The following is a 14,004-nucleotide window of genomic DNA, read 5'->3' as shown; positions in this document are numbered from 1 at the left end:
TGCTCTATTTATCACTTTTTCTTTTTGAACATACTTTTATTTCATAACAAGATCTTTTGATCTTTCTAAAAGTTCTTTAATTTTTGCCGGTTTTACTGGAATCATTCCCAGCTTTATATTCCACTCTCGCAAAGCATCTTCTATTGCCGACTGCAAAACAGCTGGAACAGGGATTGTTCCGCTTTCTCCTGCCCCTTTCATGCCAAGGGGATTAAGGGGGGATGGGGTCTCTACATGGCCGATTTTCATATCAGGAATCTCGCAGGAAGAAGGAACAAGATAATCCATTAATGTACTTGTTAACAACTGACCTTGCTGATCATAAACTACTTCCTCATACAGAGCTGTTCCAATTCCGTTAGAAATGCCGCCTTGGACCTGCCCTTTCACAATCAAAGGATTAAGCAGTTTACCATTATCATGAATCGATGTATATTCTAAAATGCGGATGGCACAAGAATCTGGATCTACCTCCACTACTGCAATATCCGTCATTCCAGTTACAGCTGCAGCTGTTGGAGCAAAATAATCCGTCACTTCTAAACCTGGTGAAACAGAATAGGGAAATGTAGTGCCTGGAAACAAGCCTCTTGCCTCATGTGCAATATCTGCCAACGTCATATAGTTAGAAGGATTATCCAGCGAAATGACGCAGCCATCCTTTATAATCACATTTTCTACATCCGTTTTCAGTTTCTCCGATGCAATTTTATATGCTTTATCTCTTAAACCTTGAGATGCTTTATATACTGCTGTTCCAACGATCGTAGCTATCCTGCTGGCAAATGTTCCTGTGCCGTACGAAATAAGGCTTGTATCCCCTTCAAGAACTGTAACCTTATCCAATGGCACATCCAAAACTTCTGCTGCAATTTGAGCAAGAGATGTCTCATGACCTTGTCCTTGCGTTGCAGCACTTGTCAACACGGTAATATCTCCATTAATTTCTACTCGTACAGTCGCTCCTTCGAATGAACCAAACCCTGTATTCTCAATTGCTGATGCAACCCCAATGCCAATATAGCGCCCTTCTTGGCGGTACTCCACCTGACGTTTGCGCCATTCTGTATATTCTGAAAGCTCTACCGCTTCTTTTAAAACTTTTTCATAGTCGCCGCTGTCATATATTTGCGGACTTCCATCGCGGGATCTGAGGCCAGTTCTATAAGGAAATTCTTCCTTTCCAATTAAATTGCGTCTGCGAATCTCTACCGGGTCCATCTGCAGCTTTTTAGCTGCTTGATCTAATAATCGGTTTAATATCAATGCTGCCTGCGGACGGCCAGCACCTCGAAACGGAGCTAATGGAACGGTATTTGTATATAAAACTTTTGCATCGCAATGATAATTTGGGACTTTATACGGTCCTGGTATAAGTGTTGAAGTCATTATTGGCACAATAATTCCCCACGGAACATACGCACCAGTATTTGCCAGCATTGTATCTGTAACTGCAAGAATCTTTCCATCCTTTGTAATCCCAAGTGATGCTTCATGAAGCTGTTCCCTCTCATGAATTGAACTCATCATATGTTCCATACGGTCTTCAATCCAACGTACAGGTGCATTTACCATAAGTGCAGCCCACGTTATAAGAAAATCTTCTACGTAAAAGATTGCCTTTGCGCCAAAAGCTCCCCCCACATCAGGGGCTTTTACCCTTATATTATTTTCTGGTATTTTTAATAACTTAGATAAAATGGATCTCATTTCATGCTGGCTCTGTGTTGCCGCATAAACTTCCAACTTTGGTTCAGGTCCAAACAACTCCCATTTAGCAAGCAACCCTCTCGTTTCTATAGGCAGACAACTGACGCGTCCTATGTTAAATTGTTGGTGGACGACAATAGGCGCTTCTTTCATTGCTGAGTCCGCATCCCCAACTGACTGCTGGAAATGAGCAGCTACATTTGAGTTCAAGTGCTGATGTGCTAGAGGTGCATCTTTTTTTATCGCATCATTTAAGTGAGCAACACTTGGCATCGGCTCATAATTCACTTGAATAAGATCCAGTGCATCCTCTGCTATATAACGATTCGTTGCAATAACCATAGCCACTGGCTCGCCGACATGATGCACATCGCAGCTAAATGGGCGCTGCGTTACCGGTACAAGATTGGGATGGGGAAATAAAGCAGGAAGAGAAGGGAATGATTCCCCGTCCCCTGGTCCAAAAACCGCTATAACACCTGGCAGTTTTCGTGCTTGTTCTAGATCGTAATCACGAATATGTGCATGGGCGTGTGGGCTTCTTAAAAATGCTGCAGTTAATGTGCCTGGAATATTCAAGTCTGCAATATACCGCCCGTTTCCGCGGATTATTCGTGGATCAATTTTTCTCTTAATGGCTTTTCCTACATACTTCATGCTTCCACCTCCTTATTTTATTGCCGTACCTTTTTTTATTGCCTCTCGAATGATCTCTGGTCGAATAGGTAAAGAAGTGATATTAATAGGATATTTTTCTAGAGCATTCATGATAGCATTTGCCACTGCCGGAGCCACCGCTACCGTTCCTCCTTCACCTGCTCCTTTTACACCAAGCGGATTTAATGGAGACGGGGAATTCTCTAAAATTTCTATATCAATCTCAGGCATCTCCATTGAACTAGGTATTAAATAATCCATAAAGGTTCCTGTAATAAGCTGGCCCATATCATCATAGCGAAGTTCTTCATACATCGCTCCACCGAGTCCTTGTGCCATGCCACCGACAAGCTGTCCGTGCACCAATAATGGATTAATCGCCCGTCCCACATCATAAGCAATATAATATTTCTCCATTTTCACTTTCCCTGTATCGGCATCAATTTCTACTTCTGCGGCATGAATTCCATATGGATAGGACATATGATCAATGGAAAAAGTATATTTTTCACTAAGGTCTATTTCCTGCTTTCTACACGATTCCAAAAGACTTGCCAATGGACAGATAGGCTGTTCTTTCGCAACCCAAATAATAGCCTCATTCTGTATATCCAATTCTTCCTGCGGCAGCTGAAATTGCTCCGACGCTGCACTTAATACTTTCTTTTTAAGTGCTTCAGCGGCATACCATGCAGCAGATCCTCCAACCACCGTTCCACGTGTTGCAAAGGAGCCGTTTCCTTTCTCCACTTCATCGGTATCGCCATGAAGGACCTTTACTTTTGAATAAGGGATTCCCAGCTGTTGTGCACATATTTGTGCTAAGGTTGTCTTCACACCCTGCCCTACATCTGCCAGCCCTGTTTTGCATAAAACCTCGCCATTTTCCAAAAAACTAACTTCACAAAATTCCCATGGGCCTAGTCCAGATTTTTCAACAAACATAGCAAATCCCAAACCGATTAATTTTCCTTGTGCTTCTGCTTCAGCCTTCCGCTCAGCAAACTCTTTCCAATTCATTTTTAGACGGGCATTTTCCAATAGGAGAGGATAATTTCCGCTGTCGTATTCAACCACCTGTCCAAGTGCAGAAATTCCGTTGCTATATGGCATTTGCTCTGGTTGAATCAAGTTTACTTTTCTTACTTCCGTTGCATCCATTTTAAGCTTCCTCGCTACGATATCCATTACACGTTCACGAACAAAAGTCCCTTCAAACCTGCCTGGTCCACGATATGTACCGGTTGGGGTCTTATTCGTTGCCACTACATGAGTGGTAAATTCTAATGCATCAATATCGTATGGACCTGGAAGCATCCCTTGTGTTAATACTGGTACTGTTACTCCATGGGTACGAATATAAGCTCCGGTATCGACATAAATCTCATCACGCAATGCTAAGATTCTGCCATTTCCATTAAATCCAACAGTAATATAGTGTTTTTGTTCGCGAGAATGATTCGTCGCCTTCATATGTTCAAGCCTATCTTCTACCCATTTAATTGGTTTTCCAATTTTCAAAGCGGCATAGGGAATTAAGTAGTCTTCCGGATAAAATTCTCCCCTTGGTCCAAAACCGCCGCCAACGTCCGTTTCCACAAGCCGGATATCCTCTTTCTTTTTCTTTAAAAGAGTTGCCAGTATCTGATGATTGAAGTGTACTACTTTTGTGGGTCCATAAACAGTTAGCCTTTGATTCTCATCGGCTACTGCAAGGAGGCCTCTTGTTTCCAGGGGAATCCCAGAATGCCGCTGAACAGATAATTCTTCTTGTATAATGAAAGGGCACTTTGCCAACTCGTCATCAACTGAGCCTTTTACAGAATGAATGACAAAGACATCATTACTTCCTATATCAGGATGCAGCAAATCCGTTTCTGGTTGTATGGCTTTCTGAACATCTGTAATTGGAGGCAGCGGTTCATAAGCAACATCAATTAAATCTGCAGCATCTTCTGCAATATATCTAGTGGCAGCTATAATCAACGCTACTGGTTCTCCAACATAACGGACCTTATCTGTTGCTAATGGATATTGCAACGCTTTCGATAATGCTTCATTAGGAGCAAGCCTCATAGGAATAGGCTGCAAATCTTCTGGAAGATCCCTTCCTGTCATTATCATCAAAACATCAGGAAGTTGTTTCGCTTTTTCTGTATCAATGTCAAGGATTACAGCATGCGCATGGGGACTTCTCAAAATGAATGCTTCGCATTGGTCCGGTAAATTAATGTCCCCTACATATCGGCCGTTTCCAGTAATTAACCGAGGATCTTCTATTCGCTTCACACTGGTACCAATAGACATGGTAGTCACTTCCCTTCTGCAGGCACCAAAGCACTTGCTTCTGATTTACATTTTTTCTCTTTATTTATACGCTCTGCTGCCAGTTCTACTGCATCGACGATATTTTGGTAGCCAGTGCAGCGGCATAAATTTCCTGAGATGCCTTCTCGTATTTCTTCTCTGGTCGGATCCGGATTCTCTTCAAGGAAATGGCAGGCAGACATTAGCATCCCTGGTGTACAAAAACCACATTGCAAGCCATGCTTTTCCCAAAAAGCTTCCTGCAATGGATGAAGGGTTCCACCTGGATCGGCCAATCCTTCAACTGTTTGAATGTCGGCCTTATCTGCTTGAACTCCAAATACGAGACAAGAACGGACAGGTCTTCCATTCATGATTACTGTACAAGCGCCGCAAATACCATGCTCACATCCAACATGCGTTCCTGTTAAACCTAGCTCATCTCTCAACGCATCCGATAAAAGCATTCTTGGTTCAAGGGATACATTGTACTCTTTTCCATTAACGGTTACTTCAATATTTTTTAAATTACGCTCCTTCATCTTCCCACCTCCGTAAATTTAGTAAATGACAGCCTATTGTTTCGCAGCCCTTTCTGCTGCCCGTTCTAAGACGCGAATAGCATACGTAACACATAAATCCTTGCGATATTCAGCACTTGCATGGATATCCGGTTCTGGATCAATCAATTCTTTAATAACAGAGCAGCATTCACTGATTAATTCACGACTAGGAAAATTCCCAACCAAACCGTCTGTCACTTCATCTAAAAGAACAGGAACTCCATCCACACCCCCTAAACCGAGAGTGGCTGAACTTATTCTCCCCTCTCCATCCAACGTGATAGAAGCAGCGGCAAGCACAATGGCAAAATCCCCTTTTCTTAATGTAAATTCATCAATTGCATAGCCAGTATTGGCTGGTGGAATGGGGATTTGAATGGAAACGAGAATTTCATTCATTTCTATGGTTGTTGTTAAGTAAGTTAAAAAGAATTCATCTGTTTCAATCGTACGGTATCCTTCCGAAGAGGCTAGTGTAATTGTTGCTCCCAGTGTGCTCAACATAACTGGAAGTTCAGCAGTAGGGTCTGCATGTACAACACTTCCTCCTATCGTTCCCCGCGATCTGATTTGAGAATGTCCGATTAACTTCATCCCTTCTGTAATAAGAGGGCAGACTTTTTTGATTTCTTTTGACTCCTCCACTTGATAATGATGAGTCAGTCCTCCAATTTGTATTTCAGATTCGGTTACCCGGATATAATTTAATTCCTCAATACGATTAATATCGATGATTACTTGAGGACGTGCTAGCCGCATATTCATCATCGGGATTAAACTTTGTCCGCCTGACATGATTTTTGCATCATAGCCAAACTCATCCAATAAGCATAATGCTTCACTTAAGGTTGTTGGGGTTTCATACTCAAAAACCGCTGGCTTCATTTTCTTTAACCTCTCTTCCGATGCAAATTTTTATCTTAATTCTTTCGTTTTTGTTTCTGCCGCAATTTTCTTAAAGAAATCCTTCACAATCATCTTTGCGATTCCTGATAGAATTCTCTGTCCGACTCCTGCTATTAATCCTCCAACCTTTGCTTCTCCCTCATAACGAATGGTTGTTTTGGAATCAGCGTAATCTAGTTCCACTACTGCATTCCCTTCCACAAACCCCATTTTGCTGTCTGCCTTCATGATAATTCTATATTTGTCTGGCGCTGTTTTTTCAAGAATTTGTATTTCTGCCTCATAAGCACCTCGAACTGCTGCAATTCCTAAAACCACTTCTGCCTTATATGTGTCTGGTCCAATTTCATTTAAAGCTTTACAGCCAGGTGTTGCTTTACTTAAAACCTCTGGATCATTAAGAGCATTCCAAACCGCTTCTTTACTAGCATCTACCTTGATATCACCTTGTACTTTCAATGATAAAACCACCTTTGTTTGTCAAATTTTGTTGTAATTATATTGTTGAATAATCCTCGACCCACTTCTTTGTGAGAATCTTCTGTAACTTAAAGCGATTATAGAGTATTTAATGTTTCATTGTGAAATACGTCATTTTTATGAAATTATTAAATTTTTTTATAGCCTTTTATTTTTGTGGTCGTTTACAGTTAAAAGAAATAGCGTTATTTCAAGCAAAAAAAGCCAAAACTCCCCTGACTATTTCAGAAGAATTTTGGCTTTTTTATCTTTCACAATATACTGCTCTTGGCTCTTCCTCTTTTGTTTCAACAGCATTTCTTTTTTTTATTAGTTCCGCTACAATGCTTATGCTAATCTCATCTGGACCTTCTGCCCCAATTGCTAAACCTATTGGAGAATGAATGAAAGGCAATAGGTTTTTGTCCACTACTAACTTTTCCGTTCTTCTTTTTGGTCCTAATACGCCTATATATTTCAAAGATGATTGCGCAATGTGTTGCAAAATCTCTTGATCCCTTGAGAAACTATGGGTCATGATTAGCACATAAGCTTGATTTGGAATTTGTCTTTTTTGAAAAAATGTTTCAGCATGCTCCACGTACCGAAAATCTGCATCAGGAAAATATTCTTCACAACATCTGGCGCTTCTCGGATCAATTACTGCAACAGAAAAATCGGCTTGAGAAGCAAGTTTAACCAATGGCTCTGCATCTGGGCCAGCACCAAATATATATAATAATTCTTTTGGTTTATAAAGCTCTAATAAAAATTCCTTGTTCTCCTCTTCGTTGCACACTAAACGAACATTCGTTCCGCTCTTAATAAATTGTTTAATAGTCGGCATCAGCTTTAGTCCGATGCTTTCGTCTTTTGCTCCTTCTAAAACTTCTCCATTTCCAGAATATAAATATACATCCCCCCGCTGATCACCAATCGTCAAACATTTTGCAGAAACAAGAATTTCTCCTCGGTTCAGCAATTGATCAATAACCGGCCAAATGAAAGCATCCTTCTGTAATTGATTGAAACTCCATCCAATTGGCTCGACCAATACTTCTATATCTCCATCACATCCTGCTCCTTGTCCCCAAGAAAGATCATCTGTAGATCGTAAATCATAGTTGACCGTTTTTGCATTAAGGGACTCGATTACTTGTTTTCCATGATAGATTAAATCTTCTTCTAAGCATCCTGCACTTATCGTGCCAGCATAACTGCCATCTTCTTTTATGAGCATTTTTGCTCCTTCGCGTCTATAAGCAGAGCCATCAACTCGGGTAATAGTTGCCATCGCAAATATTTTATCCTTTTTGCTTTTTAAACTTTTTATTAAACGACAAATATCATTCAACCTTTTCAGCCTCCTTTAAATATTCCACAACAATATATTCACTATGAATAAATTGTTATTTACAATTGGTGAATAAATGATATACTAAATTTTATAAAATAACAAATTTTCAGAAATCTTTTTTATTATTTTTTAAGGGGTGAGTTTACTATTAATCTTCTATATTTAGAAACTTTCTTAATTGTCTGCAATTATGGAAATTTTACGGAGGCAGCTAAATGCCTATATGTTCCCCAGCCAACGATATCAAATCGTATTCGCTACTTAGAAGAAGAAATGGGTCAGGAGCTTTTTGTAAGAGGGAAAAAAGGAAAACGAAGTGTTGAACTTACTAGAGCAGGGAAATTATTTCATCCATACGCAGAACAAGTAATTGAAACCTTAAATACAGCAAAAAGTGAACTAAACCAAAATTCCAATGAACGTTTAATGACAATTGGCAGCTCTGTTGCCTTAACACATCCATTTATCTACGAAAAAATAAATTTACTTAATGATATCCACAACAAGAATATTGACCTTTTAATTATGGATCACACGCTAATCGCTAAATCTCTTGTCGATGGAGTATTGGATTTAGCTTTCGTGGCAGAACCCATCATTCATAAACAACTAGAATCCTACCTTGTTCATCGTGAAAAAATTGGTGTAGTCGTTTCAAATAAGCATCCTTTAGCAAGGAAAAAGCGTTTGGATAAAACGAAGGACCTTGAAAAGGAATATTTAATTTTCTATAAACCTTTATCTAGAGTATCAATGGATCTTTTCAATATGAAATGCAAAAAAAGAATCATGACGAATCAAATTGAATTAGTAAATGATCTAATTCATAATCATAATGGTGTATCCTTTCTTCCATCAAATGCCTTTCACGAGGATCTTAAAAATGGAGGGTTAGTTTACATTCCCATTCATGATGAGTTATTGAACAACGAGATTCATTATTATTTAGTTTCAAGGAAAAACGAAATATTCTATGAAGATATTTTCTTAAAGGAGTCAAATTTGCCTTTACTTATATAAATGTTGACTATCCAATTAATATGACGCCTCCCTAGACATTTAGGAAGAATGTTATAGTAAAGAGCAGCATGCAAGCTGATCAGAAGTTTGGAGAGATGCACATATGTTAAATAGCAATGATATAACGATTGACCAATATAAGCGCCCGTTGAGGGATATTCGAATTTCCGTTACGGATCAATGTAATTTCCGATGCACTTATTGCATGCCTGCAGAAATTTTTGGAGCTGATTATCCATTTCTCACCAAAGATAATCTATTAACATTCGCTGAGATATCGAAACTAATTCGTGCTTTTGCTGATTTAGGTGTTGAAAAAGTTCGATTAACTGGGGGAGAACCATTATTAAGGAAAAACCTGCATGAGTTAGTACATACGATTACAACAATTGAAGGTATTCAAGATATTGCCTTAACTACAAACGGTGTACTTCTTCCTAAATATGCGAAACAATTAAAAACAGCTGGACTTCACAGAGTAAACGTGAGTCTTGATGCAATAGAAGATGAGGTTTTCAAGAAAATAAACGGCCGTTCCGTTGGTGTAAAGCCTGTATTAAAAGGGATATATGCAGCAAGAGATGCTGGGCTGAATGTAAAAATAAACATGGTTGTCAAAAAAGGAATGAATGATGACCAAATTGTATCGATGGCTGACTTTTGGAAAAAGGAAGGAATAACGCTGCGTTTTATAGAGTTTATGGATGTTGGATGCTCTAATGGCTGGAATCTAAATGAAGTAATTACAAAAAACGAACTAATTAACAAACTCAAAAAACATTATGATTTAGAACCTATTGATGCAGAGTATTTTGGAGAGGTCGCAAAAAGATACCGTTATGATGGCAGCAATACAGAAGTTGGATTTGTTTCTTCGGTGTCCGAATCCTTTTGTTCAAGCTGTACAAGAGCAAGAGTTTCAGCAGAAGGGAAATTCTATACTTGCTTGTTTGCATCAAGTGGCTATGATCTGCGAAGCTTATTGCGTAGAAATGCTTCTAATGAACAAATACGTTTAGCTATTCAGAAAATTTGGATGGGACGCAAAGATCGCTACTCTGATGAAAGAACAGAAGAAAAAGCTAAAAGCCGTAAAAAGATTGAGATGTCTTATATTGGCGGATAAACCATTGTTCGACATATGTCCGGATTTTTTAGCATAAAGGAATAATCCTAAAATGTTTCTCATCAAGTATGAAAGAAACTTCTCTTCTGTTTAATTGGGAAGAGAAGTTTTCATTTTATTGGATAAATAATAAAGTGAACCTTTCCATCAGTGGGGGTTTTCTTCATCCCCCACTGATGGTTAGTTGAACTTATCGGACCTTTACGGGCGAGTTTCAACACCTAGCTTCCTCGATTTCTCAGCATCCCCGAGGTGGGGGGCTTACTGCCCGTTAAAAGTGGGATAAAAAAATGCATCATGTAAACGAACGATCATCTTGCAGAACATTTTTTTCCTTATAAAATGAGATACGCATTCTTAAACAAATTGAACATCCCAAAGAGAATTACTTCATTTATAGCATCTGATTTCCTCTATTTAGTCTGGTAAATTACAATAACATTAAAACAACCATAATAGAAGAAACTTCACATTATATTTTCGTAAGGACTAACAACTACAGAAAGGAGCAAAATAGAATATGAAAGAGGATAAGGGAATGAACGGGCAAGGGATCCAATCACTAGAGCTGGGGATTGATATTTTAAAAAAAATAGGAGAAGCAGATAAACCCTTGTCCATAACAGATATTTCCGAACTATGCGGGATATCAAAAAGTAAATTACATAGATATTTGACTAGTTTCTGTCGAAAAGGCTTCTTACAAAGGGATTCTTCTCTTTCTTATACAATTGGAATGGATCTTATGGCCTTTGGACAAAATACTTCCCAAAAAAAGAATATAAAAGACCTTGCTAAACCGATATTGGCAAGGCTTAGAGATTCATTGAACGAAACCGTTTTTTTATCTGTTTGGCGCGGTAATGGTCCATTTCCGATTGATATAGAAGAAAGCCAGCGTGCTATAAATATTGGAATAAAAGTTGGTTATCCTGTCAGCAGTGTTCTTACTACTTCAGGAAGACTGTTTGCAGCATTTTCACCTGCATCTAGTACAAAAGAGATTATGGAGAAAGAAATAAAGGAATATAAGCTCGACTCCAATGCTTTTTTCCAAGAAATTGCTGATATCAGAAAAAAAGGATATTCAGTAACAATGGAATCCCTTATTCCAGGTATAGTAGCAGTAGGGTGCCCAGTGTTAGATAAAGAAAACCATATTGTAGCAACAATCTCTGTTGTTGGCATATTGGGAATATTAGACCTCTCCCCAACATCAGAAGTCATTCGGATATTAAAAAAAGAATGCAAAGAATTATCAAAATTCCTATGAGTACCATTATTTAGGAAAACATGATTATCTATTTTTAAGTAAGTATAGAAATGAGGTCCATACACACACTCATTTCTATAACCTTCAAACCTATCATTCCAAACATCCTTTCCCCTTTTTTATCCGATTTTCTTCTATTATATGTGTGCTTTATTCTACTTCCTATTCATTCGAATTAATCATTATCGATGGCAATTGATTTTATGTATGTTGCAGCCATTAAAAAAGGATAGCTTTAAGCGCTATCCTTCAGACTATAGACAAAAGTGGTGTCACCTCTGTCCATTTATCTATCTTTATTTTTAAGGAGAATATTTTTTCTATTTCCACATTCTATATAGTGTTAATACTGTTTGCTAAATGGCTTCTTTTACAGCTTTTCCTCCCTGTATTCCTTTCACACGCGTTTCTTTTCCTAAAACAAGGACGTTTAAAGCTGCAATTAAACTAGCTGCGAAGAACATAATAAATATCAGATTAAAGGATACTCCCTTGGCAATTAAAGAACCTACTATTAATGGTCCCAGGATAGCTCCTACTCGTCCTGCAGCATTCGCCATGCCGCTTCCTGTTGCACGAATACTTGCGTTATAATGATCCGTTGTGTAGGCATATGTTGTTCCAGTTACTCCTAAGAAGAAAAAGGATAGTGCCATTCCTCCGCCAATAAGCATTGGAAGTGAATCAGCATTGCCAAAAATTAATGCGCTTATAGATGCCATTATTAAATAGGTAATTAAAACAAATTTTCTCCCCACTTTTTCAACCAGCCATGCCGCACTAAAAAATCCAGGCAACTGTGTAAGTGTCATTAATAATATATATCCAAAACTTTTAATAAGTCCGAATCCTTTCAATACCATAACAGATGGCAGCCATAAAAACATACCATGATAGGAGAACATTACAAAAAACCAAAGGACCCAAAGCATAGTCGTTTGACGAGAAAATTCAGGCGACCATAAAGTTTTTATATTTTGTACAATGGACGTCTTTTCCTTTACAACCGATTGAAATTGTGGCGAATCTGGAAGACCTTTTCTCATATAAATAGCTAGTAATGCTGGCAATGCACCAATGATCAATGCGGATCTCCATCCCCATTCTGGCATTATAAAATAAGCAATTACAGCAGATAAAATCCATCCAACAGCCCAGAAGCTTTCAAGAAGTACTACCATGCGCCCTCTTTTATGATCAGGTACATTTTCAGCAACTAAAGTAGATGCAACCGGAAGCTCTCCTCCTAATCCAAGTCCAATAAAAAAGCGAAGAACTAGAAAAATAGTGAATGTAGTTGCAAAAGCAGATAAACCACTTGCGATAGAAAATAATAAGACCGTAAACATGAGGATTTTATTTCTCCCGATTCGATCCGCTAATGAACCTGCCACGATTGCCCCAATTAGCATTCCTATTGCATTAACACTTCCTAGTAATCCAGCTTCCTGAGGAGTGAGTCCCCATTCTAGAATTAATGCAGCTGCAATAAATGATATAAGCCCTACATCCATTGCATCAAATACCCAGCTAAAACCAGAGATAATAAAAATTCTTCGGAATGATACCTTTTGATTCGTTTTGGACTTCATTATTTAATCTCTCCTTTTCTTTTTGAGAATACTATGGAAAATATCAACCCTCCAATCGCTAAACAGAAAAATTATTCTAAATTTTCTTTTTATTTAATAAAATAATAGTTTATATTCTCAACATTGTTAAATATGGAAATCTTATTACCATATAAAAATTTTGAATAATGTTTTAGCTGCAAGGAGAATAGAAGGAATATAGCATTCTGAGGATCTATTTAATGGAAGAATTTTGACCTTTTATCGCGTGAATCCTATCGGCTTCCTTTGATCTAAGAGAAATAAGAAAAGCGCAAGCTCCCTTGCTCATCGACAGAAAAAGCTGGACTGAATCGAGACCAATAGAAAATTCCTTTGGATAAAAGCTTTTCACTTCCCATACTAATCGATTTTGAATAATAATATTTTTGTTATATCGAAACAGTGCATATGAAATATGGTCCATCAGCGTAACAAAAATTTGATCGCTTAGTTTTCCATTCAATCTCTCACTTGCATAGCTTATAATATAATTCGTTATCTCAATATATTGAATTGGTATTTCTTCAATCAGTCTTATGTAATTTTTCGTTATTGTCTCATCTTTTAAAACAAAAACCTTTTGAACTTTATCCATGTTTAAATGATCACCGGGACGATGGCTAAAATGCTATACCTTTTCCCATGACAACAACTTCTTTTCCGTCTTTATCCTCTGCTAATAGAAGGCTATTATTCATCACTTTAATAACATTCATAACTACCCTCCTCCTACTTTTATTTACAGTACAATTGTCGGAAATTTTTTTTAGTATATAACAGCATAAATATACTGACAATGAAAAAAATTCCCAAAAAAGTTTGAAAAAGAGATAATCCATCTATTAATTGTTATCCTTCTAAACCATTTATAAGGCAATGTTCCTTTATTCACCCTATACCCAAATTTCCTTATAAAGTGAACCATTCCATCAGTGGTGGTTTTCTTCATCCCCCACTGATGGTTAGTTGAACTTATCGGACCTTTACGGGCAGTTATCCCCCACCTAACTTCT

12 protein-coding genes are annotated in these 14,004 nt (G+C 38.1%); 3 read left to right on the top strand and 9 right to left on the bottom strand.

All coding sequences use genetic code 11. The features are described from left to right. Positions 1–36: 36 nt before the first annotated feature. The 6 genes from ACTYBU_RS16295 to ACTYBU_RS16270 form a co-directional block, all read right to left on the bottom strand. Positions 37–2,367: a xanthine dehydrogenase family protein molybdopterin-binding subunit gene (locus ACTYBU_RS16295; RefSeq protein WP_445491342.1), complete on the bottom strand. Its 2,331-nt coding sequence runs from the start codon at positions 2,365–2,367 to the stop codon at positions 37–39. 12 nt (positions 2,368–2,379) lie between these two features. Further along, on the bottom strand, positions 2,380–4,674 hold the full coding sequence (locus tag ACTYBU_RS16290; protein WP_445491341.1) for a xanthine dehydrogenase family protein molybdopterin-binding subunit: 2,295 nt from the start codon (positions 4,672–4,674) through the stop codon (positions 2,380–2,382). 5 nt (positions 4,675–4,679) lie between these two features. Beyond that, entirely contained in the window at positions 4,680–5,216 is a 537-nt protein-coding gene (locus tag ACTYBU_RS16285; RefSeq protein WP_445491340.1) for a (2Fe-2S)-binding protein, read from the bottom strand. Between the two features lie 33 nt (positions 5,217–5,249). After that, a complete protein-coding gene (locus tag ACTYBU_RS16280) occupies positions 5,250–6,122 on the bottom strand; it encodes an FAD binding domain-containing protein (protein WP_445491339.1) in 873 nt (290 codons plus the stop codon). A gap of 30 nt (positions 6,123–6,152) precedes the next feature. Then, positions 6,153–6,602 (bottom strand): CoxG family protein, encoded by a 450-nt coding sequence (locus tag ACTYBU_RS16275; protein ID WP_445491337.1) that lies wholly within the window; start codon positions 6,600–6,602, stop codon positions 6,153–6,155. A 265-nt stretch (positions 6,603–6,867) separates the two neighbouring features. Further along, a complete protein-coding gene (locus tag ACTYBU_RS16270; protein ID WP_445491336.1) occupies positions 6,868–7,956 on the bottom strand; it encodes an XdhC family protein in 1,089 nt (362 codons plus the stop codon). A 105-nt stretch (positions 7,957–8,061) separates the two neighbouring features. Between ACTYBU_RS16270 and ACTYBU_RS16265 the strand changes: the two genes are divergently transcribed. The 3 genes from ACTYBU_RS16265 (at position 8,062) to ACTYBU_RS16255 (ending at position 11,378) form a co-directional block, all read left to right on the top strand. Further along, positions 8,062–8,979 carry a LysR family transcriptional regulator gene (locus ACTYBU_RS16265; protein WP_445491437.1) on the top strand — a complete coding sequence of 306 codons (918 nt, stop codon included), beginning with the start codon at positions 8,062–8,064 and terminating at the stop codon, positions 8,977–8,979. Positions 8,980–9,082: 103 nt separating this feature from the next. Then, complete coding sequence (moaA, locus tag ACTYBU_RS16260; protein WP_445491335.1) at positions 9,083–10,105, top strand: GTP 3',8-cyclase MoaA; 1,023 nt, start codon at positions 9,083–9,085, stop codon at positions 10,103–10,105. 520 nt (positions 10,106–10,625) lie between these two features. Beyond that, positions 10,626–11,378, top strand: coding sequence for an IclR family transcriptional regulator (locus tag ACTYBU_RS16255; RefSeq protein ID WP_445491334.1), 753 nt, complete (start codon positions 10,626–10,628; stop codon positions 11,376–11,378). Positions 11,379–11,734: 356 nt separating this feature from the next. On the opposite strand, the gene ACTYBU_RS16250 is transcribed toward ACTYBU_RS16255, so the two are convergent. From ACTYBU_RS16250 to ACTYBU_RS16240, 3 genes are all read right to left on the bottom strand, one after another. Then, on the bottom strand, positions 11,735–12,970 hold the full coding sequence (locus ACTYBU_RS16250; protein ID WP_445491333.1) for an MFS transporter: 1,236 nt from the start codon (positions 12,968–12,970) through the stop codon (positions 11,735–11,737). A gap of 214 nt (positions 12,971–13,184) precedes the next feature. After that, on the bottom strand, positions 13,185–13,586 hold the full coding sequence (locus tag ACTYBU_RS16245) for a PRD domain-containing protein (protein ID WP_445491332.1): 402 nt from the start codon (positions 13,584–13,586) through the stop codon (positions 13,185–13,187). Positions 13,587–13,611: 25 nt separating this feature from the next. Continuing rightward, entirely contained in the window at positions 13,612–13,707 is a 96-nt protein-coding gene (locus ACTYBU_RS16240; protein WP_445491330.1) for a CAT RNA binding domain-containing protein, read from the bottom strand. Positions 13,708–14,004 lie beyond the last annotated feature (297 nt).

The organism is Niallia sp. 03133 (assembly GCF_052663225.1).
This window is presented reverse-complemented; position numbering and strand designations above follow the sequence as displayed.